This is a genomic window from Aliiroseovarius sediminis (genome assembly GCF_022678485.1).
Classification (GTDB): Bacteria; Pseudomonadota; Alphaproteobacteria; order Rhodobacterales; family Rhodobacteraceae; genus Aliiroseovarius; species Aliiroseovarius sediminis.
The window spans coordinates 31,367-57,171 of record NZ_JALBYP010000026.1; the positions used below are offsets into that span (position 1 = coordinate 31,367).

24 protein-coding genes and 1 pseudogene are annotated in these 25,805 nt (G+C 58.7%); 9 read left to right on the top strand and 16 right to left on the bottom strand.

The features are described 5' to 3' along the window. Positions 1 to 29: 29 nt before the first annotated feature. A complete protein-coding gene (locus MN186_RS06665) occupies positions 30 to 1,571 on the top strand; it encodes a Ppx/GppA family phosphatase (RefSeq protein ID WP_242113596.1) in 1,542 nt (513 codons plus the stop codon). A 7-nt stretch (positions 1,572 to 1,578) separates the two neighbouring features. On the opposite strand, the gene MN186_RS06670 is transcribed toward MN186_RS06665, so the two are convergent. From MN186_RS06670 to MN186_RS06680, 3 genes are read right to left on the bottom strand one after another with little or no spacing between them, the layout of a single operon-like run. Next, positions 1,579 to 1,923 (bottom strand): hypothetical protein, encoded by a 345-nt coding sequence (locus MN186_RS06670; protein ID WP_242113597.1) that lies wholly within the window; start codon positions 1,921 to 1,923, stop codon positions 1,579 to 1,581. A gap of 36 nt (positions 1,924 to 1,959) precedes the next feature. Next, positions 1,960 to 2,976, bottom strand: a complete 1,017-nt coding sequence (locus tag MN186_RS06675) for an endonuclease/exonuclease/phosphatase family protein (RefSeq protein WP_242113598.1) — start codon at positions 2,974 to 2,976, stop codon at positions 1,960 to 1,962. Continuing rightward, entirely contained in the window at positions 2,976 to 3,656 is a 681-nt protein-coding gene (locus MN186_RS06680; RefSeq protein ID WP_242113599.1) for a molecular chaperone DjiA, read from the bottom strand. The genes MN186_RS06675 and MN186_RS06680 overlap by 1 nt, the downstream gene beginning before the upstream one ends. 392 nt (positions 3,657 to 4,048) lie before the next feature. On the opposite strand from MN186_RS06680, the gene MN186_RS16690 reads away from it, so the two are divergent. Together MN186_RS16690 and MN186_RS06685 are read left to right on the top strand one after the other, a co-directional pair. After that, positions 4,049 to 4,198, top strand: a complete 150-nt coding sequence (locus MN186_RS16690; protein ID WP_255743907.1) for a Na+/H+ antiporter NhaA — start codon at positions 4,049 to 4,051, stop codon at positions 4,196 to 4,198. Beyond that, positions 4,155 to 4,762, top strand: a pseudogene (locus MN186_RS06685) (Na+/H+ antiporter NhaA); the annotation flags it as partial. The gene MN186_RS16690 and the pseudogene MN186_RS06685, both read left to right, overlap by 44 nt. A 159-nt stretch (positions 4,763 to 4,921) precedes the next feature. Here MN186_RS06685 and MN186_RS06690 read toward each other — a convergent pair. The 8 genes from MN186_RS06690 to MN186_RS06725 all read right to left on the bottom strand — a co-directional run bounded on the left by MN186_RS06690 (position 4,922) and on the right by MN186_RS06725 (position 14,397). Further along, positions 4,922 to 5,560 carry a VOC family protein gene (locus MN186_RS06690; protein ID WP_242113600.1) on the bottom strand — a complete coding sequence of 213 codons (639 nt, stop codon included), beginning with the start codon at positions 5,558 to 5,560 and terminating at the stop codon, positions 4,922 to 4,924. 45 nt (positions 5,561 to 5,605) lie between these two features. After that, positions 5,606 to 7,732, bottom strand: coding sequence for a methylmalonyl-CoA mutase (gene scpA / locus MN186_RS06695; protein ID WP_242113601.1), 2,127 nt, complete (start codon positions 7,730 to 7,732; stop codon positions 5,606 to 5,608). A gap of 35 nt (positions 7,733 to 7,767) precedes the next feature. Then, positions 7,768 to 9,312 (bottom strand): hypothetical protein, encoded by a 1,545-nt coding sequence (locus MN186_RS06700; protein ID WP_242113602.1) that lies wholly within the window; start codon positions 9,310 to 9,312, stop codon positions 7,768 to 7,770. 2 nt (positions 9,313 to 9,314) lie between these two features. Then, the gene (locus tag MN186_RS06705) at positions 9,315 to 11,360 is read right to left on the bottom strand and encodes an acetyl-CoA carboxylase biotin carboxylase subunit (RefSeq protein ID WP_242113603.1); all 2,046 of its coding nucleotides are present in this window, start codon (positions 11,358 to 11,360) and stop codon (positions 9,315 to 9,317) included. A 131-nt stretch (positions 11,361 to 11,491) separates the two neighbouring features. Beyond that, on the bottom strand, positions 11,492 to 11,698 hold the full coding sequence (locus MN186_RS06710) for a lipoprotein (RefSeq protein ID WP_242113604.1): 207 nt from the start codon (positions 11,696 to 11,698) through the stop codon (positions 11,492 to 11,494). Positions 11,699 to 12,035: 337 nt separating this feature from the next. Continuing rightward, complete coding sequence (locus tag MN186_RS06715; protein WP_242113605.1) at positions 12,036 to 12,383, bottom strand: hypothetical protein; 348 nt, start codon at positions 12,381 to 12,383, stop codon at positions 12,036 to 12,038. A 14-nt stretch (positions 12,384 to 12,397) separates the two neighbouring features. After that, complete coding sequence (locus tag MN186_RS06720) at positions 12,398 to 12,862, bottom strand: DUF6497 family protein (RefSeq protein WP_242113606.1); 465 nt, start codon at positions 12,860 to 12,862, stop codon at positions 12,398 to 12,400. Positions 12,863 to 12,864: 2 nt separating this feature from the next. After that, positions 12,865 to 14,397 (bottom strand): acyl-CoA carboxylase subunit beta, encoded by a 1,533-nt coding sequence (locus tag MN186_RS06725; protein ID WP_242113607.1) that lies wholly within the window; start codon positions 14,395 to 14,397, stop codon positions 12,865 to 12,867. Positions 14,398 to 14,566: 169 nt separating this feature from the next. Here MN186_RS06725 and MN186_RS06730 point away from each other — a divergent pair, with 169 nt between their 5' ends. The 3 genes from MN186_RS06730 (at position 14,567) to MN186_RS06740 (ending at position 18,078) form a co-directional block, all read left to right on the top strand. Beyond that, positions 14,567 to 15,781: a multidrug effflux MFS transporter gene (locus MN186_RS06730; protein WP_242113608.1), complete on the top strand. Its 1,215-nt coding sequence runs from the start codon at positions 14,567 to 14,569 to the stop codon at positions 15,779 to 15,781. Between the two features lie 72 nt (positions 15,782 to 15,853). After that, on the top strand, positions 15,854 to 17,257 hold the full coding sequence (locus MN186_RS06735; RefSeq protein ID WP_242113609.1) for a helix-turn-helix domain-containing protein: 1,404 nt from the start codon (positions 15,854 to 15,856) through the stop codon (positions 17,255 to 17,257). Further along, a complete protein-coding gene (locus MN186_RS06740) occupies positions 17,254 to 18,078 on the top strand; it encodes an alpha/beta hydrolase (protein WP_242113610.1) in 825 nt (274 codons plus the stop codon). Before MN186_RS06735 ends, MN186_RS06740 begins: the two co-directional genes overlap by 4 nt. Positions 18,079 to 18,134: 56 nt before the next feature. Here the strand turns inward: MN186_RS06740 and MN186_RS06745 are convergent, their stop codons facing one another. The 4 genes from MN186_RS06745 to betI form a co-directional block, all read right to left on the bottom strand. Beyond that, a complete protein-coding gene (locus MN186_RS06745; protein ID WP_242113611.1) occupies positions 18,135 to 18,374 on the bottom strand; it encodes an HP1242/YdcH family protein in 240 nt (79 codons plus the stop codon). Positions 18,375 to 18,461: 87 nt separating this feature from the next. Continuing rightward, the gene (gene betA / locus MN186_RS06750; protein WP_242113612.1) at positions 18,462 to 20,117 is read right to left on the bottom strand and encodes a choline dehydrogenase; all 1,656 of its coding nucleotides are present in this window, start codon (positions 20,115 to 20,117) and stop codon (positions 18,462 to 18,464) included. 24 nt (positions 20,118 to 20,141) lie between these two features. Further along, complete coding sequence (betC, locus tag MN186_RS06755) at positions 20,142 to 21,650, bottom strand: choline-sulfatase (RefSeq protein ID WP_242113613.1); 1,509 nt, start codon at positions 21,648 to 21,650, stop codon at positions 20,142 to 20,144. Then, on the bottom strand, positions 21,647 to 22,228 hold the full coding sequence (gene betI / locus MN186_RS06760; RefSeq protein WP_242113614.1) for a choline-binding transcriptional repressor BetI: 582 nt from the start codon (positions 22,226 to 22,228) through the stop codon (positions 21,647 to 21,649). The genes betC and betI overlap by 4 nt, the downstream gene beginning before the upstream one ends. A 190-nt stretch (positions 22,229 to 22,418) precedes the next feature. Between betI and MN186_RS06765 the strand changes: the two genes are divergently transcribed. The 3 genes from MN186_RS06765 (at position 22,419) to choV (ending at position 25,314) form a co-directional block, all read left to right on the top strand. After that, on the top strand, positions 22,419 to 23,351 hold the full coding sequence (locus tag MN186_RS06765) for a choline ABC transporter substrate-binding protein (RefSeq protein ID WP_242113615.1): 933 nt from the start codon (positions 22,419 to 22,421) through the stop codon (positions 23,349 to 23,351). Between the two features lie 78 nt (positions 23,352 to 23,429). Next, positions 23,430 to 24,260, top strand: a complete 831-nt coding sequence (choW, locus tag MN186_RS06770) for a choline ABC transporter permease subunit (protein ID WP_242113616.1) — start codon at positions 23,430 to 23,432, stop codon at positions 24,258 to 24,260. 1 nt (position 24,261) lies between these two features. After that, positions 24,262 to 25,314: a choline ABC transporter ATP-binding protein gene (gene choV, locus MN186_RS06775; RefSeq protein ID WP_242113617.1), complete on the top strand. Its 1,053-nt coding sequence runs from the start codon at positions 24,262 to 24,264 to the stop codon at positions 25,312 to 25,314. Here the strand turns inward: choV and MN186_RS06780 are convergent. Beyond that, positions 25,311 to 25,793, bottom strand: coding sequence for a hypothetical protein (locus MN186_RS06780; protein WP_242113618.1), 483 nt, complete (start codon positions 25,791 to 25,793; stop codon positions 25,311 to 25,313). The two genes, choV and MN186_RS06780, sit on opposite strands and share 4 nt — an antisense overlap. Positions 25,794 to 25,805: the final 12 nt, after the last annotated feature.

The window sequence follows — 25,805 nt, forward strand, 5'->3', positions numbered from 1 at the left end:
GGATACTGGCAGAAGATAGGGGAACATTCATGGACGCAGGCGGCGATACCGGCGAAGATTGGGGGCCGTTCGGGCGTCCGTTATTCAATGACCCATCGGTGCGGGCGCTTAGTCGTGTCGGGGTTGTGGATGTCGGGTCGAACTCGGTCCGGCTGGTGGTGTTTGACGGCGCAGCACGCAGCCCAGCCTATTTCTTCAACGAAAAAATCTTGTGCGGGCTGGGCACGGGGCTGGCAGAAAGCGGGCGTCTGCACCCCGAAGGCCGCGTGCGCGCCTTATCCGCGATCAAACGGTTTCAGGCGCTGGCCAACAGCATGAAGCTGCCTCCCTTGTCTGCTGTTGCCACCGCCGCCGTGCGCGATGCCAGCGATGGTCCCGATTTCTGCGCCGATGTGCTACGCGAAACAGGTTTGAACATCTTCGTCATCGACGGCAAGGAAGAGGCACGTTATTCTGCGCAAGGTGTTCTGTTGGGCTGGCCCGAAGCCAGCGGCCTGATGTGTGATATCGGCGGCTCGTCGCTGGAATTGGCCGCCATCACGGATGGAAAGGTGGGGCACCGAGTGTCCTCGGCACTTGGGCCGTTGAAGCTGGCGGGCGTTCCCGGCGGCAAGAAAGGTGTGAAGGCCGAGATTGCGCGCGTGGTCGGGCAACTGGCTGATGATTTCGGCACCAATCACAAGCGACTGTATCTTGTCGGGGGGTCTTGGCGGGCCATCGCACGGCTGGATATGGAGCGGCGCGGCTATCCTTTGACCGTTTTGCACGAATACCGCATGACGCCCAAATCCCTTGGCACCACCCTGAAATGGATAGATGAAGTCGATCTGGAGGAGGTGCGCCAGCGCACCGGCACATCAGCAGCGCGGATGGCGCTGGTGCCGATTGCCGCGTTGGTTCTGAAACGTCTGGTGCGCGAATTTCGCCCCAAGGAAATCGCCGTCAGTTCCTATGGCATCCGCGAAGGGCTGCTTTATGAGCAGATGCCCGACCAGCTGCGCAAGCGCGACCCGTTGATGGAGGCGTGCTATGTCGCCGAACAGAAAGACGCGCGCATTCCAGGCTTTGGCAAACGACTGTTCAACTTTCTTCAACCGGTGTTCAAATCGTCCAAGCCTTCCGAATTGCGGGTGATCAAGGCGGCCTGCATGTTGCACGACGTCAGTTGGCGGGCGCACCCCGATTACCGGCACGAGGCTTGTTTTGACAACGCCACACGCGCCAACCTTGGCGGGTTGACACATGAAGAACGGATTTTTCTGGGGCTGGCGCTGCTGCATCGTTACAAGAACGGTCGCCAAGGGTCACGATTCGAGCCGTTGTTCGATATCCTGTCGGAAAAAAGCATGCGGCGCGCCGAGGTCTTGGGCAAAGCGATGCGCTTCGGCGCAATGCTGACGATGAAAGACCCGACAAAGATCGCCACGCTGAAGTTGTTTCCCAAAAAACATGTGTTGACACTAACCCTGAACGAACAAGGGGCAGACCTGTTCGGCGAGGTTGCTCAGGCCCGATTTCAAACTTTGGCGCAGGCGCTAGAGGCTGAAGGCGTCGTGAAATACCGCCGCTGACACGGGATTATAGCTCGGTTTCGCCCGGCAGTGAATCGTTCGGCGCAAGGGGGGTCCGTCGCCGAATGATGATGTCACCGTTGGGCAATGTCTCGGGTGGGTAATAAACGCTCATATCCCCAAATCGCTCAACCAGGTTGGCCCAACCTTCGGCCCATTTGTCTGCCATCGGCTCAACCTCTTTCGACAAACCTTCAAGCAAAAGTTTGAAACCACGGTTCAAAAGCTGGGTCCCCTCCGAGATGTCGGGATTGTCAGACAAGCCCTCGCTTTCACCTTCGGCCCAGACGGGCGTGGTGGCAATCGCAGCGACCAAGATGGCAGCAGCCGTTGTTTTCGCAATCTGTTCCATACACCACATGTAAGCGCGATCCGTCGAATGTGAAGATCAGAGCATCAAATCCATCGACACCGGAAAATGATCCGAGGCCGTCAGAAGCGCGTCGCGCAACCGCGGCGCGTCGTAGCATTCCAGGTCATCGAACGGGTGCCAGATACGCCAGCACGGCGACATCGCTGCCAGATCGGGCGACACCATGATGTAATCCAGAAGCGCCTGAAGATACCGTTTTTCGCTTGCAATATAAAACCGCGACGACGCTGGCCGCGCTCCGGCCTTGCGGGTCAGGATCATGCGAGCGTGCGGGTCATACATACAGGTCGCGTCATCCTCGCCCATTACAATCTCGATACCCGAACGTCCGAACAGCTTTTCATATTCGTCCAGCCCCGGGCCATCGTTGAAATCGCCCATCACGATCAGCGATTCACCTGCCGCAAGGTGTTCATCCACCCGCTGGCGTATCCAGATGCACTGTGCCATCTGCTTGCGGCGATTTTCGATTGCAACGCGCATGATTTCAGCTGGGCCGCGCGCACCGTGCGGGGCTTTCGACTTGGCGTGAACGCCGATAAGCCGCAGAACTTTGCCGCTGTCTCGGTGGATCAGCTCGACTTCAAGAGGCGGCTTGGAAAAGACGATCGGCTCGGGCGCGGCATCGGTATCAAGGTCAAGCTGAAAGGTCGTGTCGAACCGCGGCGCAAAGAGCGCGCCCGCCTCGCCGCGCGGATCATGGCGGGCGAAAAACACGTCTGGATCATACAGAAGGGCAATTTCCTGCTGCGTGTCATTGGCGAACCCAATGATCGCCTTGCGCGCGCGCAGATCAAAGATATTTGCGAAATTTTCAAGGGCCAGAACCGTCTGGCGGCGGCTATTGTGATCCGGTGCCTCAATCACCATCACGGCGTCGGCGTCCAACATCTTGAACACAACGCCAACAGCCTGAAACTGCGCGCGCCGCGTCACGTCATGGCGGGCAGACCATTCATTGTCGATCAACGGGCGGCCTTCATCATCAAAAAGGGCATTGAACCATTCGACGTTATAGGTCGCGATCCGCATCAGGCACGTTCCCGGCTGATCTCGTCCCAGGCACGATTGACGGCGATCAGCCGTTTTTCGGCCATCTTCACGGCCTCTTGCGGGACGCCACGCGCAACCATGCGGTCCGGGTGGCTTTCGCGCACCTCGTTTCGCCAGACAGCGCGGATATCGTCCAATGCCATGTCCGGGGTCACTCCAAGAACGGCATAGGGGTCTGGATGGGCGTCCGGCACAAGCCGCGACCGAAGCGCGGCGAACTTGCGCGGAGGCAGACCGAAAATCTTGGCCACATTTTTCAGGTATTCATCTTCTGCCGGATGATATTCTCCGTCGGCGGTCGCGATGTGGAACAACCCCTCCATCAAGTCGCACAGCGCAGGATCGGCGGGGCCGAACATTGCCGCGACTTTTTGGGCATAAAGTTCAAATCCCGCGACATCGGTGCGGGCCAGATTAAACAGGCGGGCTGCGTTCTTTTCTTCGTCTGGCGGAATATGAAACACCTCGCGAAAAGCCGAGACCTCATCACGTGTCACCTGCCCGTCGGCCTTTGCCATCTTGGCCCCCAGTGCGATCACGGCAATCGCAAAGCCCGCCGACCGTTCAGGCTGGGTGCGCAGATAAGCGAAGACGTCCGAGAGGCTTTCGCCCTTGGCAAGCGCAGACAGCGCGTCAGTGATACGGGACCAGATCGACATATCAGCTTGTTACACAGTCCACGCCCCGAAAACGAGTGCAAACCGCACCATGCACAAGATGTTTCTTGTCGCAAAAGCATGGGGTTGCACTTGGTTTTTGTCGGCTTTCCCAGTTGAATTTTGTACTCAGGGCACCATCCACTAAAATTCTACCAAAACAGTAGGATACGTGAATGCTTCTCAGAACGTTTGACCGCTTCTTTCGTCATGATGCTTCCGGGGCATACTTTTGATGGTATCGGCGGTCGCGGCCATGATTGTGGCCAACTCACCCATCGCGGGGCAGGTCAGCGACATTCTGGGGTCTAAATTTTCCATCCTGATCAATGACGAAGGACTGCCCAAGCCTTTGATTCTTTGGATTTATAGCGATCTACTTCCTGCTGATCGGGTTGGAGTTGAAGCACGAGCTGATGGAAGGTGAACTGCGCAACCTCGGTGACATAATTCTGCCGGACATGGCGGCGGTTGGCGGTATGGCGGTGCCTGCAATCATCTATGCAGCGATCAACTGGACCAATCCGGCCGCTTTGGCGGGGTAGGCCATACCGGCGGCGACCGATATCGCCCTTGGCAGTCTTGCGCTGGTCCGGGCGCGCGCCTGTTGCGTTGAAGTTTTTTCTGCTGACCCTTGTCATTCTGGACGACCTTGGTGCGATCATCATGATCGCCCTGTTGTACACGTCAGAATTAAAGGTGGTGTATCTGATCTATGCGTTGGTGCCGCTGGATCTGATGTTCTGGCTAAATATGCGACGCTCTCCGACGTGGAGACTGCGTTTTTCATTCCGATGACGAACCGCTGGGGCAAGTCGCCCTTGCACAGCTTTGAACACGGCTTGTCCCCTTATGTCGTATTTCTGATTGTTCCTGTCTTTACCTTTGCCAATGCGGGCATGTCACCTGATGCGCTGCTTCAGCCGGTGCCTATGAGTGTTGTGGCAGGGCTGGTCGTCGGCAAGCAGTTGGGGGTGTTCGGTCTGACGTTTCTGACCGTGAAACCTGGCTTTGCGCGGCTTCCTTATGGCGTGAACTGGGTGCATGTTTATGGGGTGTCGGCACTGGCAGGCATCGGGTTTACCATGTCGCTGTTCATCGGCGGACTAAGCTTTAGCGATGCTTCGCTTATGAACGATGTGCGTCTGGAGGCTTGTCGCGTCGGCCTTTTCAGCGGTGACTGGGGCAACCGTGTCGCTGATGGCTGGGTAACACTGACGAAGACGCAGCCGGGGTCGAGGCGGAAACCGCCTGCCCCGCCGTACCCGTCAAGGCAGTTCAACCATCCCGCGCGGCGTATCCAGCCATGCCACCAGACCCGGCGCACCACCGTGCAACGTGATACGTCCATCCGCAACCAAAGGCGCAAGTGCGACCGACAGCGCGTCGGCCTCGGGGTGGGTGATTTCCAGCGCGGCAAGGCGCAGCCCGTGATCCGCAAGATCGGGCGCAGGCTGCGCACCCTTCCAACTCAGCAGTCCGGGCGCACAGCCCGAAAACGGCAGTCGGCCATCAATCGGGATCGCCATATCCCATGCATAGGCCCCACGTTCCAGCGCGACGGCATCACCCATCCCATTCGGCGCACGGTGCAACGCGCCTTGCAAATCCGGCACCCGAAGCGCCCAGTTTGTCAATCGGGCGGGCCCCGTGAAATAGTCCAGATCGAACCACCGGGCGCGGTCCGGTGCGGGCGCGTCGGGGTTGATCGCGATCACTTCTAGATACGTCTCGGGCCCCAATGACAGAAGGGCGTTGTGGGTGCCCATGAGCGGGTGTTCTCCTCCCCCGGTCATGGGCACCGCCAGCAGGTCCTCAATCAACGCGACGCCTTCAGCAAGGGTCGCGGAGGACACCACAAGGTGATCAATCTGTCCCAGAGCCAATGCGCCCTCCTTCTGGTCCACGGGAACGGTGGCGGCAAACCCGGCCAACCGCAAGGGGCTTGTCGATCAGGCGCGCACTTTACGAACCAGTTTCAGGATATCTTGGGCCGCCTCAGGAATGTTCGTGCCCGGCCCGAAGATTGCCTTCACGCCGTTTTCATAAAGAAAATCATAGTCCTGCTGCGGGATGACCCCGCCACAGATTACGATGATATCCTCGGCTCCCTGTTCTTTCAGCGCATTCACCAATTGCGGGGCCAAAGTTTTGTGACCCGCGGCTTGCGAACTGATGCCAACAATGTGCACATCGTTGTCGATAGCGTCCTGTGCGGCTTCCTCCGGGGTCTGGAACAGTGGGCCAACATCCACATCAAAGCCAATATCAGCAAAAGCAGTCGCGATGACCTTAGCGCCCCGGTCGTGACCGTCCTGCCCCATCTTCACCACCAGCATACGCGGGCGGCGGCCTTCGGCTTCGGCAAAATCCTCGACCGATTTCTGGATGGCGGCGAAACCTTCGTCACCTTCATATGCGGCGCCATAGACACCGGCCAGCGTCTTCACTTCGGCGCGGTGACGGCCAAATTCTTTTTCCATAGCCATAGAGATTTCTCCGACGGTTGCGCGCGCGCGCGCGGCTTCTACGGCAGCTTCAAGCAAGTTGCCGCCTTCCTTGGTGCGACGGGTCAGTTCGGCCAATGCAGCGTCGCAGGCAGCGCCATCCCGCGTTTCGCGGATCCTCTCTAGACGGGCGACTTGGCTTTCGCGCACGGCCACATTGTCCACGTCCAGAATATCGATCGGGTCTTCTGTTTCCCGCTTGTATTTGTTCACGCCAACGATGGTTTCCTCGCCACGGTCGATCATAGCCTGACGCTTGGCTGCAGATTCTTCGATCCGCAGCTTTGGCATGCCGCTGGCAACAGCCTTGGTCATGCCCCCCATCTCCTCGACCTCCTCCATCAGCTCCCACGCTTTGTTGATCAGATCATCTGTCAATGCCTCAACGTAATACGACCCGGCCAAGGGATCGACCACGTTGGTGATACCCGTTTCTTCCTGCAAGATGATCTGCGTGTTACGCGCAATCCGGGCCGAGAAATCGGTGGGCAGCGCGATGGCTTCGTCCAGCGCGTTGGTGTGCAGCGACTGCGTGCCACCAAGGGCTGCCGACATCGCCTCATACGCCGTGCGGATCACGTTGTTATAGGGGTCTTGTTCCTGCAAGCTGACGCCCGAGGTCTGGCAGTGCGTGCGCAGCATCTTCGAGCGGTCCGATTTGGCACCGAATTCGGTCATGACACGATACCAAAGCGTGCGCGCAGCGCGCAGCTTGGCGGCCTCCATGAAGAAATTCATGCCGATGGCGAAAAAGAAGGACAGACGACCTGCAAACTTGTCCACGTCCATGCCCGCTTCAATCGCGGCGCGCACGTACTCACGACCATCCGCCAGCGTATAGGCCAGTTCCTGCACTAGGTTCGCGCCCGCTTCCTGCATGTGGTAGCCGGAGATCGAGATCGAGTTGAACTTCGGCATCTCGTTTGAGGTATATTCGATGATGTCCGAGATGATGCGCATCGACGGTTCCGGCGGATAGATGTAAGTGTTGCGCACCATGAATTCCTTGAGAATATCATTCTGAATGGTGCCAGACAGCAGCGCTTTGTCATGGCCCTGCTCTTCGCCTGCCACGATGAAGCTGGCAAGGATCGGGATCACAGCCCCGTTCATCGTCATCGAGACCGAGACCTTATCCAACGGAATGTCATCAAACAGGATTTTCATATCCTCAATGCTGTCAATCGCAACGCCCGCCTTGCCGACGTCGCCCACCACGCGCGGGTGATCGCTGTCATAGCCCCGATGCGTCGCAAGATCGAAGGCAACCGACACACCCTGCTGACCTGCAGCAAGGTTGCGGCGATAAAAAGCGTTCGATTCCTCGGCGGTGGAAAAGCCCGCATATTGCCGGATGGTCCACGGTCTGCCCGCATACATGGTGGCTTTGACCCCACGCGTAAATGGGCCAAAGCCGGGCAGAGTGCCCATATGATCAAGCCCCTTGGTGTCGTCCGCAGTATAAAGCGGTTTGACGTCAATCCCTTCCAGCGTGTTCCAGGTCAGGTCATCAAGGGCGCGGCCGCGAAGTTCCTTTTCGGCCAGTTCCTTCCACTTGGCTGTATCGCTCATCACGTGATCCTTTTCATCTTTCTGTATCCGCCCTGTCACGGCGCATCCTCAACCCACATTTCTGCGGCACCGACGACGCGCGGGGCGAAGTCGGCAATCTGTTTGCGTAATTCGGGCGCGGCCTCGGCGGTGGTCGCGTAGAAGCTAACATTCCGCCCGCCCAGAAACCCTCCGGCGCCTTGGTATTGCAGCGTGCCAACCTTGATCCAATCTGCCCCGATCCCGCTGCCAATTAATTCGTCATAGATCATCGCAAGCTTGACCCCAGCGTCCTGCACGATCTCGTCCGCCCAGCCATCCTGCGGGTTGTCCAACCGGGTCGACAATGCGCGATAAGAGGCAAGGCCCCAAAGATCCAGCACGTAATTGGGGTTGTTCCACGCAACATAGCCCAAGTCATTCACCGCAACGGGTTTTTGATAAACCTCTTTCGCAAAGCTGCTCATGTTGCGCTGTTGCGAATAGATGGCCAGCGCGCCGTATTTACCGTTTTGAACCAGCCATATTCCATAAGAAAAAGCCAGATACGCGAAGCCGACCAGCAACAGCGCGCAGGCGGATTTCATGTCATCGGCTCGAAAAAGGCCAAGCATCAACATGCCCAACACGAAGCTGAGGGCATAAAGCTCGTATCGGTTGAACCACCCAAACTGCCCCAGCAAAAGATGCCCGGCGCCAGCAAACACCGCCCCGGCGATCAGCGCGCGGGCCCGCCCCGCGACCCGCACCAACGCGACCGCACCGATGATAACGGCGACAAGCATGACGATGGCCTTGTCGGACGCGGCGACCTGCGCCACCACTTTCAACGGCAGCGTCGTCAAGCTGAACCGGCTGTCCTGCCCGCCACCGGCCAGCTTTGCCATGACCGAATTGGGCAGAGGCTCCAGCCCGATCGAGGTCAGAAATACCATGAACCCGGCGACCAGCGCCGCCGCCGCCCCGAACAGCGCCGTGCCTGTTTTCCAACGCCCCGTCATCGCCAGCGCAAGCGCGGCGCCGCCGGTCACGGCCAAGCCTTCGAAGCGGATCATCGGCCCCAGAACCATGCCCGCAACCAACAACCAGTGCAGCCGACCTTGGTCGAGCTGTATTTGCAAACCGCGCAGCACAGCCATCCCTGCCAGCACATGCAGGGTATGTTCCATCCCCACCTGGGCAATGCCGGCAAGGTTGAAGGCCAGTGGACCAAGGACCGCCAACGCGAGCGCCGCGAGCCGATCCGTGACTGCATCCTGCACAATCCGGCCCCACAGAAACGCCACCAGCACCAGCGCAACCGCGTTCCACGCCAGCGGCAGATACACATGCCAAGCTGTTCCAGCGAAGGGGACAAGCAACAACGGATATATTGGCGACGACGCGGCCGAGGTGTATTCGCCGGGGTTTACCCCATACCCCCCGGCGGCGATCTGCTCGGCCACAGCCAAGTGGATATAGACATCATCCAACGGATACTCAAACGTCCCCACCAGTTGGTAAGCCATGGCCTGTACAAGGATGAACATCGCCACGCCAACACCTGCCGCAATCGCGGGCTCAAAGCGTCTTTCGGCTGTTAGTGTGGCGGCGTAGGCCATCCTTATTCGAACTCCATGATAACTTCGTCGACGCCAAGGCTGTCGCCCGGTCCCGCGTTGATCTTGGTGACGACACCCTTCTTTTCAGCGCGCAAGATGTTTTCCATCTTCATTGCCTCGATGGTGCACAAAGGCTGGCCTTCCTGCACCTCTTGGCCCGCTTCGACATCCACTTTCACCATTAGGCCCGGCATTGGGCACAACAGCATTTTCGAGGTATCAGGCGCGATTTTTTCCGGCATCAGCCGGGCAAGCTCGGCTTGACGCGGCGTGTAGACATGAACGCTCATATCCGCGCCGCGTGATCGCATACGGAACCCATTGGTGATATCGTCAACCTTCAAGACCAGCGGATCGCCATCGACAGTCAGGCGCGCCAAGCTGTCGCCCGGCGTCCAGTCGGATTTCACGCGCAGCTTCGATCCATCTTCGAATTTGACAGTCGATCCTTTCTTGTCCGCCTTTATTTTCACGGCAAACTCGGTCTCTTGCAGCACGACAACCCACTTCTTGCCCACCTTGCGTTCGTGATTATCCATCCGGCCGGTGACGCGCGTGCGGCGAATTTCTTCCACCCGGAACATTGCAGCCGCCGACGCGGCGATGCGCTTCAGAATATCCGGCGAAAGCTCGACCCCTTCGAACCCATCGGGATACTGCTCTTCGATAAAGGCTGTCGTCATCTCGCCCTTGATGAAGATCGGATGATCCATCACCGCCGACAGGAACGGCAGGTTGTGGCCGATGCCTTCGACCTCGAAACTGTCCAGCGCCACGCGCATGGCTTCGATTGCCTCGTCACGGCTGGGCGCCCAAGTGCACAGCTTGGCGATCATCGGGTCGTAATACATCGAGATTTCGCCGCCCTCGTAAACCCCCGTGTCATTGCGCACGGCGATATAGCCGTGGGGCGCATCGCCCTGCCACTTGTCGTTTTCCTGCAATGGCCCCGCTGCCGTTTCCGCAGGCGGTCGATACTGCGTCAGGCGCCCAATCGACGGCAGAAAGCCGCGATAAGGGTCTTCGGCATACAGCCGGTTCTCAATGGCCCAACCGGTCAGCGCCACGTCGTTTTGACTGATCGACAGTTTCTCGCCTGCCGCCACGCGGATCATCTGTTCGACCAGATCGACGCCGGTGATCAACTCGGTCACCGGATGTTCCACCTGCAGGCGGGTGTTCATCTCTAGGAAATAGAAGTTCTTGTCCCCGTCCACGATAAACTCGACCGTGCCAGCGCTGGCATAGTCCACCGCCTGCGCCAAGGCGACTGCCTGTTCGCCCATCGCCTTTCGGGTCGCCTCGTCAAGAAACGGGCTTGGCGCTTCTTCCACAACCTTCTGATTGCGTCGCTGGATCGAGCATTCACGCTCGCCCAGATAGATGCCGTTGCCATGAGTATCGCACAGAACCTGAATTTCGATATGACGCGGCTGGGTCACGAATTTCTCGATGAAGATGCGGTCATCACCGAACGAGCTTGCAGCTTCGTTCTTCGATGATTGAAACCCTTCGCGCGCTTCGTCGTCATTCCAGGCGATCCGCATCCCCTTGCCGCCGCCGCCAGCCGAGGCCTTGATCATCACCGGATAGCCAACCTCGTTCGAGATTTTCACGGCCTCGTCCGCATCTTCAATCAGACCCATGTAGCCGGGCACGGTCGACACGTCGGCTTCCTGAGCGATCTTCTTGGAGGTGATCTTGTCGCCCATCGCCTCGATCGCACCTTTGGGCGGGCCGATGAAGGCAACACCGGCCTTTTCCAGCGCCTCGGCGAATTTCGAGTTCTCGGACAGGAAGCCATAGCCTGGATGCACTGCTTCGGCGCCCGTCTCCTTGACCGCCTGCATGACCTTGTCGATTACGATATAGGACTGGTTCGCGGGTGATGGGCCGATATGCACCGCCTCGTCCGCCATGCGCACATGAAGCGCGTGCTTGTCCGCATCCGAATAGATGGCAACCGTCTGGATGCCCATTTTGCGGGCGGTCTTGATCACGCGGCAGGCGATTTCACCGCGGTTTGCAATCAGGATCTTCTTGAACATGTCCTGTCCCTTCCGTTCATATCTGTGCGCGGCGGGCATGGCCGCCGGACGAATTGGCATAGAAAAGCCCACCGGATTTACGTCCGGCGGGCTGATTGAAAAACTCGGAGCCGCCCGAGGCGGTGATTTGATCAGTTACAGATGCGCATACCGACATCGTCGCACAGCGCACCCGCGCCGGCACCGATGACCGCACCTGTAAGAAGGTTGCCGCTGGCCGCTTTCGCAACCACCGCACCAGTTGCTGCGCCGACGCCGGCGCGCTGAATGTCGTTCCACTGGCATCCCGCCAGCATGACAAGGGCCAAAGCCCCCACGAAGATTTTGCTGATCTGCATTTTTGACTGCCTCTGGTTGTGTTCTTATTGCAGAACATTGTGCCGCGCTTTGCTTGATTTCGAAAGCGAAATCTTGCGTCATACGGCAAAGCAGCCGTCCGCAGCGCAAAGCCGCGACCAAAAAAGAGGCCCGGTTCCGTTGCTAACGCAAAGAACCGGGCTAAAGAAGGGGAAGGGTAATGGTTTTGACAAACCATAGCGAAAAACGGGGATATGTCTTCCGCTTGAGAATGACATTGGCATGCTTCACCCGCTCTGCAAGAACGTGATTCCGTGGCACCCGCCTTTTGGGCTGGAATTTGCCGGTTCGACGTAAGGAGGGGCGATTTCATGCCGATCACCGCTCGAAAACATCAGGAAAAGAGACTGACGCGCGCGTCACGTCGATCACCAGCATAGCCTCGTAGCTTTCGGGGTCGAACGGATCTTCGGCGGCGATGACCTCGCGCCCGAACAGCCATGACAGGCGCCCGGCATCCAAATTTCCGCGTTCAAAAGGCTGATCGCCGAAATAGTCCCACAGCGCCTCCATGAAACCAGCATCCGCACGCCGGTCCGCTGGCCTGCGATCAGCATAGCGTTCGCGCGCAACAAGGGGAGTTGCGCCAATTTTGCTGGGGCGCCGGATGGTAAACTGATAATCCGTGCTGGGCAGACGTCCGGGAAAGCCCTTGTGTTTGGTCATATATGGCAAGGCCATCAGAACCCCTCCCAGATGCAATGGCCGTCCTCGGGACGGTAGGCTTCGAAAAACTGCGTGGCCTCGGGGTCGGCGACCCCAAATTCCACCACACGGTCGGACAGGACAATGATGATCTGCGTGGGCAGGTCCGCACCCATTGTCGTCAAAAGCGGCAGGGCATAGTCCTGACACAGCGCCGCCATGTCGTCTTCGGCCTGCATGAACGCAACGTCGCCCTTATCACGCGCAATGCGCGGGGCGAGAAAGCGAAAGCGAACCGTTGGGCCAAACGTGCCCTCATCATCTTCAATCATATCCAGAACGGTGATTTCTTGCCCGGATGGGACGGTGATCGAAGCGCCCTCTTCAACGAGGGTGTTGGCGGCGCAGGCCGCGCTTGGGGCGTTAAAAGCCAACGTGGCGGCAAGACCAGCCGCCCCCGTCAGACCCCCAAAGCCCTGATATCCCCCCGTGCAACCCATCACTACAGCGGAATATTGTCGTGCTTTTTCCACGGATTCTGCAGCTTCTTGTTGCGCAGAGATGCAAAAGCACGACAGATCCGCATCCGCGAAGACCGCGGCTGTATCACCTCGTCAATAAAACCACGCTCGGCAGCAACGAAGGGGTTGGCGAACCGATCCTCGTAATCCTGCGTGCGTTGAGCGATCTTCTCTGGGTCGCCAAGTTCCGACCGATACAGGATTTCCGTGGCGCCTTTTGCGCCCATCACCGCAATCTCGGCGGTTGGCCAAGCATAGTTGAAATCCCCCCGAAGGTGTTTTGATGCCATCACGTCATAAGCCCCGCCATAGGCCTTGCGGGTAATCAACGTGACCTTCGGCACTGTCGCCTCGCCATAGGCGAACAGCAATTTAGCGCCATGCTTGATCACGCCACCAAATTCCTGGCTGGTGCCCGGCAGAAAGCCCGGCACATCGACCAGGGTCAGGATCGGGATTTCGAACGCGTCACAGAATCGGACAAATCGCGCCGCCTTGCGCGAACTGTCGATATCCAGACATCCCGCCAACACCATCGGCTGGTTGGCGACAACGCCTACGGTCTGCCCTTCCAGCCGGACAAAGCCAGTAATAATATTGCGGGCGAAATCCTCTTGTATCTCATAAAAGTCGCCTTCATCCGCCAGCTTGGCGATCAGTTCTTTCATGTCATAAGGCGCGTTCGCATTCGCAGGCACCAAAGTATCAAGGCTTTCGTCAATCCGAGCCGGGTTGTCAAAGAAGGGCCGCGTGGGCGCTTTGTCGCGATTATTCAACGGCAGGAAGTCGACCAGTCGCCGGATTTCTGCCAACGCCTCGACATCGTTTTCAAAAGCCCCGTCGGCGACCGACGATTTCTTGGTATGGGTTGAAGCGCCGCCAAGCTCTTCGGCAGTCACGACCTCGTTCGTGACGGTCTTGACCACATCGGGGCCCGTCACGAACATGTACGAGGTATCTTTCACCATGAAGATGAAATCCGTCATCGCAGGTGAATAAACCGCCCCGCCAGCACATGGCCCCATGATGACCGAGATTTGCGGCACCACACCCGACGCCATGATATTGCGCTGAAACACCTCGGCATAACCGGCCAGCGACGCGACACCTTCCTGAATGCGCGCACCGCCGGAATCGTTGATGCCAATGACGGGTGCGCCGTTCTGCATGGCCATATCCATGATTTTGCAGATCTTTTCGGCGTGGGTTTCAGACAGCGAGCCGCCAAAAACGGTAAAATCCTGACTGAAAACATAGACCAGGCGCCCGTTGATCGTGCCCCATCCGGTGATCACGCCGTCGCCTGCGGGGCGTTCGGCCTCCATCCCGAATTCGGTGCAGCGATGGGCTTTGAACATGTCAAATTCTTCGAACGAGTCTTCGTCCAACAGCAGTTCAACCCGCTCGCGCGCGGTCAGCTTGCCTTTCTGGTGCTGGCTGTCGATCCGGCGCTGTCCGCCACCCAAGCGGGCGATCTCGCGGCGGTCCTCAAGTTCCTGAAGAATATCTCTCATCTGGCGCACTCCTTGATTTCGCCGCAAACTAGCGGTTTCCGGGACGTCCTGAAAGAGAAATCAGGCGAATTTGCAAACCCACTACAGAAGGCTGACTGCAAATTGAATATTTGCAAATACTCAACAGCACAGCATGGACAGTCCGCGCCCGTTTGCCTAGCCATAGCTTATGTCGTCCGCGCCCCCCTCCAGGTTTCTTGACCCCACCACACCGCCGCATGTCTTCACCCTGACATTCGTTGCGGCGGCCGCGACGGTGTCGATGAATGTTTTCTTACCCTCGCTGCCTGGCATGGCGGTCTATTTCGACGCCGAATATCGTATAGTCCAGCTGTCGGTTGCGCTTTATCTGTGCATGAACGCGCTGATGCAGGTTGCGGTCGGACCGCTATCCGACCGGTTTGGGCGGCGGCCGGTTATTCTGTGGGGCTTCGGCATTTACATTTTGGCAACGTTGGGTTGCCTTTATGCACCGAATATTCAGATATTTCTAGGATTTCGGATGGTGCAGGCGGCGGTCGTAGTCGGCGTCGTGCTATCACGCGCCGCGATCCGCGACATGGTGCCCGGAGATCAAGCGGCATCACTGATAGGTTATGTCACGATGGGCATGTCGATTGTCCCAATGATGGCCCCAACGATCGGTGGCGTTCTGGATGAAGCGTTCGGGTGGAAAGCGAACTTCTGGCTGCAAGCCGTCGCGGGCGTGGCTGCGATGGCGCTGACCTGGCGCGATCTGGGCGAGACGATCACCCCGCAGCCGGGCGGCTTCGCTGCGCAGTTCCGCGCCTATCCATCGCTGCTCAGATCGCCGCGTTTCTGGGGCTATTGCGCATCTGCCGCGCTGACCTCTGGCGCCTTCTTTGCCTATCTGGGTGGCGCGCCCTTCGTGGGCAGCGTCATTTACGGGATGAGCCCGGCCCGCTTGGGCTTGTTCTTCGGCGCACCCGCGGCAGGGTATCTGGTCGGGAACTATCTGTCAGGCCGATATTCGATGCGGCTTGGGATGACGAAAATGGTCTACTGGGGCGCGCTGATCACAGCCACAGGGCTGAGCATCTCACTTGCACTTTTCCTGCTTGGGCTGGGATCCGAGTATATCTTCTTCGGCTTCATGACCTGGGTTGGCGTTGGCAACGGGATGACCTTGCCCAACGCTAATGCCGGCATGATGAGCGTGCGGCCAGAGCTTGCCGGAAGCGCCTCGGGTCTTGGTGGCGCGATGAATATCGGTGGCGGCGCCGCGTTATCGGCACTTGCGGGATGGCTGCTTGCGCCGGGGTCCACCGCACTGCCGCTTCTGATTCTTATGTTAACCTCATCGGCTCTGGCAGTGGTTGCGATCTTGCTTGTGATAAAGCGAGAAAAGCGGCTGAACCTTTGACGGCACACATTTGCAAATGGTACAATACAGCGACAGCAAACTTTGCAAATCAAACACAGGATTTTCCCGTCAATGGCAACGCAAAAGCTTTATGCCGGCGTAAAACTTCGTGAAATCCGGTCACGCCTTGGGCTGACGCAGAAGGCGTTTGCCGAAAAACTGGGCGTCAGCCTGCCCTATCTGAACCAGATGGAGAACAATAACCGCCCCGTATCGACCGGCGTTGTGCTGGCACTGGCGCAAGAGTTTGGCTTTGATGTGGCCGAGCTGTCGACCGGCGACTCCGAACGTTTGGTCAGCGACATGCGCGAGGCGTTCGCCGACCCGGTATTCTCGGACGTGCCCCCATTGGCAGACATGCGCCTTGCGGCTTCGAACGCGCCTGCGCTGGCGCACGCGCTTTTGGAACTGCACCGCGCCTATCGCATGGGGCACGAGCGGCTGGCATCACTGGACGAAAACCTTGGTACTGACGAGCCGGGATCAAAAGCAAGCCCATGGGACGAAGTGCGCGACTTCTTTCACTATTGCGATAATTACATCGACGCGGTCGATCGTGCTGCCGAGCATTTCGCGAAAACTGGCAAGTCGCGTGGGCTTGATCCCGGCAGCATGGCCGAGGCAGTCTTGGGCGACCGCGGCATCACCGTCGAGCGGGCCAATCAAGACGCTCTGCGGACTTATGACCCTAATCACCGCGTCCTGACCCTATCGACCCGCCCGCCCCGCGCCACGCAACAATTTCAACTGCTCATGCAGGTCGCGTTACTGACACAGGATGCTTTGCTTGAGGCAACACTGGATTTCGCCCGTTTCCAGACAGACGAAGCCCGCGCCATCGCGAAATTGGGGCTCGCTAACTACTTTGCGGGCGCCGCCCTTCTGCCTTATGAGCAGTTTCTTGCCGCAGCCCGCGACACCCGCCACGACCTTGAACGGTTGGCTGTTCTGTTCGGCGCCTCGATCGAGCAGATCGCCCACCGTCTTTCCACGCTGCAACGCCCCGGCGCCAAGGGCATTCCTTTCTTTTTCGTTCGGGTGGATCAGGCGGGAACGATCACGAAACGCCATTCGGCCACGCGGCTGCAGTTTGCACGATTCGGTGGCGCGTGCCCTTTGTGGAATGTCCACCAAGCCTTTGAAACTCCGGGGCGTTTTCTACGCCAACTTGCTCAGACACCCGACGGGGTGAGGTATTTCTGCCTGTCGCGCAATGTCTCGAAATCCGGTGGCAGTTTTGATGCACCGGTGCGGCGCTATGCCATCGGGTTGGGATGCGAAGTCAAACACGCCCGCGCCTTGGTCTATGCCGACGTTCTTGATGTGTCGAACGACGCTGCGTTCGAACCCATCGGCGTGTCTTGCCGGATCTGCGAAAGACAACATTGCCACCAACGCTCAGTCCCCCCCCTTGAACGTAAGTTGCAAGTCGATCCATATTCGCGTGGCATGCTTCCCTACGAGATTAAAAGATGAAACGGTTTTTCTATTCGGTTGTTTTGGCAGTCTTCGTAATCGCGTCACTGCCCGGCAGTCCGGCAACTGCGCAGTCGGCGCAGACATTGTTGGAACGCCGGGTCTTTTATCAGTTCAATCCAAAATGGACCCATCCCAAAAACGTAGACGAACGGCTGAAACAACACAGGTTTGAGGGTCTTATCCTGTGGGTTGGCCAGCCTAAACCAGGCAAGCCAACGATCCTTTATCTGCCGGGATCTGGCGGCAACCTTGCATTGAGGCGTTACAAACTGCCCTGGTTCCTTGATCGCGGCTACGGCGTTGTTGCGATGAGCTATCCCGGCATGGGCGGAAGCGAGGGTAAACCAAGCCACCAGCGCATTCAGACGCTGGCGAACAAGCTGTATCAGCGGCTTCCGAAATATGTCGGTGACAGCCCCACGATCCTGTGGGGAGAGAGCCTTGGCACCGGCGTCGCACTTGAAATCGCCACGCACTCGGTCGCTCGGAAACGGCCACCACTTGGGATTGTATTGCAGGCACCTTATACGTCGATGGTCGATCTGGTTGCGCACAAAAAACCCGCGATGCTACCCTTGTTTCAATCGCGATCTGATCTTTGGCCTTCAAAAACTACCATCAAGCAGACCAAAGCACCGTTGTTCATCTTGCATGGTGGAAAAGACGACACTGTTCCCGTCTCAATGGGTAGGACGCTATACAAGCTGTCACCCAGCCCCAACAAAGTGTTCGTCACTGATCCAGAAGCCGGTCACACATCCATCTGGCGCAAAGACGCATTGGCCAAGATGCTTGATTGGATCGAAGCCCTTTATTAGGCTGCGACAGCGCCCCAGAGCTTCCTCTGGGGCGTATTGATCGACCATCTCGCGGCTTACGCTGAAGTCAGCATTCGATAGATTTCATCCTTCAGGGTTGCACGTTTCTTGCGCATATCCTCTTCGTTGAACTGGTCTGTCGGCTCCAGATTGGTTTCGGCGCGGTGAACGGCATGGTTCACCTCGTGATATTCATCGGCCAGTTTGGCGAAATGCGCGTCCGATTGTTTCAACGCGGCCATTTTTTCCACCATTTCGGGGAATTCTTCGTTCAACTCGTGCGGGGTGTGAGCCATTTGCAATCTCTCCTATCCTCATGGGTTAAGTTCAGAATGCTAGGGTTCGCCTGTCGACGCCTTGACCGGGATCAAACCCGAGGGCGTCTAACGCTGTTTCTCGTGCCAATTTGGGTGAATCCAAGGCGCGTCATTGGCCGATGCAAGCCTCTTGCCCAAAATATGGTCTGATGCTTTCTCGCCCACCATGATCGACGGGCCGTTCAGGTTCCCATTGGTGATCCGCGGAAAGACCGAGCTGTCGGCGACCCGCAAGCCATCGACGCCGATGACCCGCAGGTCAGGATCAACCACAGCGTTCGGATCATCGGCCCGACCAATCCGGCAGGTGCCGCAGGGGTGATAGGCGCTTTCGGCCTCGTCCCGAATGAAGCTGTCAATCTCGTCATCAGTTTGCAGCGCCTCGCCCGGTTGGATTTCATGCTTCACGTACTCTTTGAACGCATCCTGCGCGAAAATCTCGCGGGTCAGGCGAATGCAGGTGCGGAAATCCTGCCAATCCTGATCGGTGGACATGTAGTTGAAAAAGATGCGCGGCGCCTCGCTCGGGTCGGCGCTTTTCAACGTGACTTCCCCGCGCGAGGGCGAGCGCATCGGGCCAGTATGGGCCTGAAATCCGTGCCCCTCAGCCGCGGCTTGCCCATCATAGCGCACTGCCATCGGCAGAAAATGATATTGGATGTCCGGGTATTCCACCCCGGCGCGCGACCGGATAAAGGCGGCACTTTCAAACTGGTTGGATGCACCCAACCCCGTCTTGGTAAACAACCACTGCGCCCCCAGAATGCCCTTCCAGACCATGTTCCAATAGCGATAAAGCGTGATCGGTTTTTTAGAGGCATATTGGATATAGACCTCAAGATGGTCCTGCAGATTTTGCCCAACCCCCGCACGGTCGGCGATCACGTCAATGCCATGCTCGGACAGATGTGCGGCGGGACCGATACCCGATAACATCAGAAGCTTGGGCGAATTGATCGGGCTGGCGGCGATAATCACCTCGGCCTCGGCACGGATCACTTCAATCTTGCCGCCTCGCTCAACCTCAACCCCCACGGCGCGACCGTCTTCAATCACAATTTTGCGCGCAAGGGCGCGGACCAGGTCGCAATTATCACGCTTCAGCGCCGGACGCAGATATGCGTTCGCCGCAGACCAGCGTCGCCCGCGCCAGACGGTCTGTTCCATCGGGCCGAAACCTTCCTGCTGCTGGCCATTATAGTCATCCGTCGTGGGATATCCGGCCTCTTTTCCGGCCTCGACGAAAGCATGGAACAGCGGGTTGGCGCGCGGCCCGCGCGTGACATGCAGGGGGCCATCGGTGCCGCGCCAGTCCCTGTCGCCGCCGTGTCCGCCATCATGCCAATGCTCCATCCGTTTGAAGTAAGGCAGCACGTCGGCAAAGGCCCAGCCATCCGCGCCCATCTCGGCCCAGTGGTCGAAATCGCGCGCATGGCCGCGCACGTACACCATGCCGTTGATGGAACTGGACCCACCGATCACCTTGCCGCGCGGCGTGACCAGTCTGCGCCCGCCCAGATGCGGTTCGGGTTCGGTTTTGAAGCCCCAGTCATACTGCGGCATGTTCATGGGATAACTGAGCGCCGCGGGCATCTGGATGAACGGTCCCGCATCCGTTCCGCCATGTTCGATCACCAGCACACGTTTGCCAGCCTCGGCCAGCCGATAAGCGATTGCACAGCCGGCACTACCTGCGCCCACGATAATATATTCTGCTTGCATGTTCATTCCGTCGTTTGCCGCCGGTCATTCCCCGCGGGGAAACCGTTGACCATTCTCCAAAGTGTCCAGATTCATGTGGTTGCGCATGTAGCGTTCCGATGCTTTTTGCAGCGGTTGATAGTCCCACGGGAAATACGCACCGTTGCGCAAGGCTTCATACACCACCCAGCGTCGCGCTTGGCTTGCCCGCACATCTGCGTCGAAGTCAGCCAGATCCCAGCGCGCGTCAGCGTGCGCGCGCAGGCCATCCAGGGTCTCTTGATACACAGGATCGTCTGCGAGGTTCGTCAACTCGTGTGGGTCGACGTTAATGTTGAATAACTGCTCGGGATCAAGCACACAGCGGGTATATTTCCACGGCCCATGTCGTAAAAAGACAAGTGGGGCATAGGATGCCTCGGCCGCGTATTCCATGGCAACCGGGCTTTCACGCCCCCCACCGGTCGCAACCGGCAACAGGCTTTCCCCATCGACCCACGGCGTCACCTCGTCCAATGACACCCCCGCCAGATCAGCCAAGGTGGGGGTCACATCTAAGGTCGAAACCGGCGCATCAACCACCCCCGGCTCAAGCCCCGGCGCGGCAATCATAAGGGGAACCCGCGCGGACCCCTCATAGAAGTTCATTTTGAACCACAGCCCACGTTCACCCAGCATATCGCCGTGGTCCGAGACAAAGACGATGATCGCCTCTTGCCGGGTGCGTTCCATCACGTCCAGCATCTCGCCCACCTTGTCATCCAGATACGAGATGTTGGCGAAATAGGCCCGGCGCGAACGGCGGATGTCCTCGTCCGTGATGTCGAAACTACGCCAGTCATTGGCATCGAAAATCCGCTGCGCGTGCGGGTCGTGGTCGTCGTAATCCATCGCGGGCACGTCCGGCAGAAGGTGTTCGCAATCCTCGTAGAGATCCCAATACTTGCGGCGCGCCACATAGGGGTCGTGCGGATGCGTGAAGCTGACGGTCAGGCACCACGGGCGGTCGTCATGCCCCCGCGCCAGATCGTAAAGCTTGGCACAAGCGTGGTAAGCAACTTCGTCATCATACTCCATCTGGTTCGAAATCTCGGCCACGCCGGACCCAGTGACGGAGCCCATATTGTGATACCACCAATCGATCCGTTCGCCCGGCTTGCGATAGTCCGGCGTCCAGCCGAAATCGGCGGGATAAATGTCAGTGGTCAACCGCTCCTCGAACCCGTGCATCTGGTCGGGACCGACAAAGTGCATCTTGCCCGATAACGCGGTTTGATAGCCCGCGCGGCGCAGGTGGTGGGCATAGGTCGGGATATCGGACGCAAATTCTGCCGCGTTGTCATAAACGCGCGTGCGGCTTGGCAACTGGCCCGACATGAAACTGGCGCGACCGGGCGCACAAAGGGGGCTGGCGGTGTAGGCGTTGGCAAACCGCACGGATCGCGCGGCCAATTTTTTCAGGTTGGGCGCGTGTAGCCAATCGGCAGGCCCGTCTGGAAACAGGGTGCCGTTCAACTGGTCAACCATGATGATAAGGATGTTGGGTTTGGTCATTGGTGTGCCTCCAGCAGCGCGTCAAGACAAGCCAGCACACGATCGCAGGCGCGGCCAGCGTTGGGCGGAGCGTCACGCAGGGCGCGGCGGATATAGAGACCGTCGATCATCGCCGCCAGCGTATCGGCCACCTCGTGCGCCGCATCCCCCACAAGGGGGCGTAGGTCGTAGACAAGGTTGGAATGAAGTCGGCGCTGATAGACGCGCAACAGACGCCGCGCGCCATCGTTGCTTTGCGACATGACATAGAAATTCAGCCATGCCGACACAATTTCGGGGCGGAAGTTGCCCGCTTCGAAATTGGCGCGGATGATCGCCTCGACCCGGTCGCGCGGCGCGACTGCCCCCAGAAGAGCGGCCCGCACCTGCGCGCCGTAAAGCGACAGGATATGCCGCATCGCCGCAAGAAATATCTGATCCTTGCCGCCAAAATAGTGATGTGCCAGCGCACTGGACATGCCCGCGCGTTTTGCGATCTGCGTGACGGTCACATCCAGACTGCCCGCGCGCCCGATCTCGTGGATCGTGGCCTGCACCAGGGCGCCGCGCCGGATCGGCTCCATTCCTATCTTGGGCATAATACCTCCTGATCAAAAACGTACTATGGATTTGCGGGTTTTTGATTGACTCGTCAATCAACAAAAAGCACCCTAGTCGAAAATTATGCCGGTTTCACCTGTGCGCCTGCTGCGCTAATGTCACCACGAGCGGTGTAAGGGTCCACGCCTTTGCGCAACGAAACCGCACCAATATAACAGGGAGCAAAACATGAACCTCAAGACCACCCTATCCGCCATAGCACTGACGACCGCCGCGACAGCCGCGTTCGCCGACGAGCATTGCAAAGAAATCGTATTCTCGGATGTTGGCTGGACCGACATTACCGCGACAACCGCCGCGACAACCGTTGTTCTGGATGCGATGGGGTACGAAACCGATATCAAAGTGCTGTCGGTGCCGGTTACATATACCTCAATGGCCAATGGCGACATTGATGTATTCCTTGGCAATTGGATGCCCACGATGGAAGCCGATATCGCCCCGTATCGCGAAGCTGGCACCGTCGACACCGTCCGCATAAACCTTGACGGCGCGAAATACACGCTGGCCGTGAACAAGGCGGCGATGGATATGGGCATCAAGGATTTCGCCGATATTGCAGCCCAAAAAGATGCTCTGGACGGCCAGATTTATGGTATCGAGCCGGGCAATGACGGCAACCGCCTGATCCAGTCGATGATCGACGAAAACGCCTTTGGCCTTAAGGGGTTCAAGGTTGTCGAAAGCTCGGAACAGGGGATGCTGGCGCAAGTGGCGCGCGCTGATAAGAAGGACGATCCGGTTGTGTTTCTTGGTTGGGAACCACACCCGATGAACGCCAATTTCGACATGGGATATCTGACCGGTGGGGATGATTATTTCGGCCCCAATCTGGGCGGCGCGCAAGTGTTGACCAACACTCGGAAAGGCTATGTCCAGGAATGCCCCAACGTGGGTAAGTTCCTGCAGAACCTTGAATTCACCTTGGCGATGGAGAACGAAATCATGGGCGCCATTCTTGATGATGGCGAAACCCCCACCGATGCTGCCCGCGCGTGGCTGAAAGCCAACCCCGATGCGTTCACCGCATGGCTTGACGGCGTCACCACCGTCGACGGGGCTGACAGCACAGCGGCCGTGAAGGGCGAACTGGGGCTTTGATCTGACCCCACCCAATAATGCGCCGGGGCTGTCCCCGGCGCATTTCTTTGACCGACCAACAGACAGAGATGGACACAGATGGAGTGGCTGACGGACACGAAGATTCCGGTGGGCAAAACCGCCAAACGGCTTTTCGACTGGCTTCAGGACGCGGGCGAGCCGTTCTTTGATTGGCTCAGTTGGTTGATGGACCTTTTGATCGAAGGCATCCTCTGGGTGCTTCAGACCCCGCACCCCATCTTGGTCACATTGGTGTTCGTCGCCATCACATGGATTTTGCAGCGCAACTGGAAAACCTGCGCGTTGGTGTTCTTTGGCTTTCTGTTCATCCTGAACCAGGGGTATTGGGAGGAAACGACAGAAAGCCTGACGCTGGTCCTGTCAGCTTGCGTCGTATGCATGGCCATTGGTACCCCAATCGGCATCGCCGCAGCGCACCGGCCACGCCTGTTTCGCGTCATGCGCCCGGTTTTGGACCTGATGCAAACCCTGCCGACCTTTGTGTACCTGATCCCCGCCATCGTGTTTTTCGGCATCGGCATGGTGCCCGGCCTGATCGCAACGGTGATCTTCGTGCTGCCCGCGCCGATCCGCCTGACCCACCTGGGCGTCAGCTCGACCCCTTCTGCGCTGCTTGAAGCGGCTCAGGCTTTCGGAGCAACGCCGCGCCAGACGTTATGGAAAGTCGAACTGCCCTATGCGCTTCCGCAAATCATGGCGGGCCTGAACCAAACCATCATGCTGTCGCTGTCCATGGTGGTGATCGCGGCCCTTGTCGGGGCTGACGGCTTGGGCGTACCCGTGGTGCGGGCGCTGAACCAGGTGAACACTGCGCTTGGCTTTGAAAGCGGTATCATCATCGTGGTCGTCGCCATCATGCTTGATCGCATTCTTCGGGTGGAGCGTTGATATGACCCATCAAGAAAACACGACCGCCCGTGTTGCGGTGAAATTCGACAATGTCTCGATTGTTTTTGGCGAGCAGCCGAAAACCGCCCTGCCCCTGATGGATCAAGGGCTTAGCCGTGAAGAAGTGCAGCAGCAGACCGGCCAAGTGCTGGGCGTGCATGATTGTTCGTTGACGGTTCAAGAAGGGGAAATCCTCGTTCTGATGGGCTTGTCCGGGTCCGGCAAGTCGACGCTATTGCGGGCGGTGAACGGGCTGAATCCGGTGGTGCGTGGGTCGGCGCATGTATCGGATGGCGAAACCCTTGTCGATGTCACACACGCCGACAAGGCCACGCTGCGCCGCATCCGGGCGCGCCACGTCGCCATGGTGTTTCAGCAATTCGGTCTGCTGCCTTGGCGCACGGTCCGCCAGAATGTCGGACTTGGGTTGGAACTTGACGGCATCTCGGCCGCGGATCGCAAGGAGCGGGTGGATGCCCAGCTTGATCTGGTCGGCCTGTCCGAATGGGCTGACCGCAAGGTGGGCGAGCTGTCGGGCGGGATGCAGCAACGCGTGGGCCTTGCCCGCGCCTTCGTGACCAACGCCCCGATCCTTCTGATGGACGAGCCATTTTCGGCCCTGGACCCCTTGATCCGCACCCGCCTGCAAGACGAGTTGATGGAGCTGCAACAGACCTTGAAGCGCACGATCATCTTCGTCAGTCACGACTTGGACGAAGCGTTCAAACTGGGTGACCGGATCGCCATTCTGAAGGGCGGCCGGATCGTACAATGCGGCACACCACGCGACATTTTCACCGCGCCCGCGGATGATTATGTCGCTGATTTTGTGGCACAAATGAACCCGTTGGGCGTTCTGACCGCGCGCGATGTGATGACGGCAGGCGTCAGTCAAGGCAATGTCAGCATCGATACCCGCGCGCGGATGCCTGATGTCATGACCGCTCTGGACGGACAGGCCGAGATTTCCGTCACTGACCAGGGCACCCCCGTCGGTCGGATCACCGCACATGATGTCATGCAGCGCCTGCTTGACCCGCGCGGCGACGCCTAGTTCACAGCGACGCAATATCGGCGCGAAGGTTTCTTGCCCACCGCCTTGCGCGGACAGGCGGCACCGGTCAAGGCAGGCGTTGCCGCATTACCACTGCTGCGAACCGCGACAACCTCGTGCGCCCACCCGAACGGGCGGGCCTGCAACACCCAGCCAGCCAAGACCGGCGAAGCATCACCCGCCGCGCGCCCCAAATGCCGGTCATCGGCGGGCAGCAACACCCAATAACTGCGCGTGCGTAGACGGGGATGGACCTTTGCGACCTTCACCCAGACGCCATCGCCCGCAGGCTTGGCGCAGACCTCGGCGCGCGTGACTGCCCGTTCGGCCTCTGGCTCGCCGTTGATCGGTTGCCATCCCACGACGCGGTCGCAAAATGACGCAGCCCCGCGCGAAGTTTGGGCGTTGCTTTTGTCTGATTGGCACCCTGCCAAAGCGATGGTTGCCGCCGTTGCGGCAAGAATGGTGAAACGGCGCATCAAGGCCCCCTG

Bases quoted from the DNA above. Each gene is read 5' to 3' on its own strand.
- MN186_RS06665 (WP_242113596.1), top strand. From the start codon at position 30: ATGGACGCAGGCGGCGATACCGGCGAAGATTGGGGGCCGTTCGGGCGT.
- MN186_RS06670 (WP_242113597.1), bottom strand. From the start codon at position 1,923: ATGGAACAGATTGCGAAAACAACGGCTGCTGCCATCTTGGTCGCTGCG.
- MN186_RS06675 (WP_242113598.1), bottom strand. From the start codon at position 2,976: ATGCGGATCGCGACCTATAACGTCGAATGGTTCAATGCCCTTTTTGAT.
- MN186_RS06680 (WP_242113599.1), bottom strand. From the start codon at position 3,656: ATGTCGATCTGGTCCCGTATCACTGACGCGCTGTCTGCGCTTGCCAAG.
- scpA (WP_242113601.1), bottom strand. From the start codon at position 7,732: ATGAGCGATACAGCCAAGTGGAAGGAACTGGCCGAAAAGGAACTTCGC.
- MN186_RS06700 (WP_242113602.1), bottom strand. From the start codon at position 9,312: ATGGCCTACGCCGCCACACTAACAGCCGAAAGACGCTTTGAGCCCGCG.
- MN186_RS06705 (WP_242113603.1), bottom strand. From the start codon at position 11,360: ATGTTCAAGAAGATCCTGATTGCAAACCGCGGTGAAATCGCCTGCCGC.
- MN186_RS06710 (WP_242113604.1), bottom strand. From the start codon at position 11,698: ATGCAGATCAGCAAAATCTTCGTGGGGGCTTTGGCCCTTGTCATGCTG.
- MN186_RS06715 (WP_242113605.1), bottom strand. From the start codon at position 12,383: ATGACCAAACACAAGGGCTTTCCCGGACGTCTGCCCAGCACGGATTAT.
- MN186_RS06720 (WP_242113606.1), bottom strand. From the start codon at position 12,862: ATGGGTTGCACGGGGGGATATCAGGGCTTTGGGGGTCTGACGGGGGCG.
- MN186_RS06725 (WP_242113607.1), bottom strand. From the start codon at position 14,397: ATGAGAGATATTCTTCAGGAACTTGAGGACCGCCGCGAGATCGCCCGC.
- MN186_RS06730 (WP_242113608.1), top strand. From the start codon at position 14,567: ATGTCGTCCGCGCCCCCCTCCAGGTTTCTTGACCCCACCACACCGCCG.
- MN186_RS06735 (WP_242113609.1), top strand. From the start codon at position 15,854: ATGGCAACGCAAAAGCTTTATGCCGGCGTAAAACTTCGTGAAATCCGG.
- MN186_RS06740 (WP_242113610.1), top strand. From the start codon at position 17,254: ATGAAACGGTTTTTCTATTCGGTTGTTTTGGCAGTCTTCGTAATCGCG.
- MN186_RS06745 (WP_242113611.1), bottom strand. From the start codon at position 18,374: ATGGCTCACACCCCGCACGAGTTGAACGAAGAATTCCCCGAAATGGTG.
- betA (WP_242113612.1), bottom strand. From the start codon at position 20,117: ATGCAAGCAGAATATATTATCGTGGGCGCAGGTAGTGCCGGCTGTGCA.
- betC (WP_242113613.1), bottom strand. From the start codon at position 21,650: ATGACCAAACCCAACATCCTTATCATCATGGTTGACCAGTTGAACGGC.
- betI (WP_242113614.1), bottom strand. From the start codon at position 22,228: ATGCCCAAGATAGGAATGGAGCCGATCCGGCGCGGCGCCCTGGTGCAG.
- MN186_RS06765 (WP_242113615.1), top strand. From the start codon at position 22,419: ATGAACCTCAAGACCACCCTATCCGCCATAGCACTGACGACCGCCGCG.
- choW (WP_242113616.1), top strand. From the start codon at position 23,430: ATGGAGTGGCTGACGGACACGAAGATTCCGGTGGGCAAAACCGCCAAA.
- choV (WP_242113617.1), top strand. From the start codon at position 24,262: ATGACCCATCAAGAAAACACGACCGCCCGTGTTGCGGTGAAATTCGAC.
- MN186_RS06780 (WP_242113618.1), bottom strand. From the start codon at position 25,793: ATGCGCCGTTTCACCATTCTTGCCGCAACGGCGGCAACCATCGCTTTG.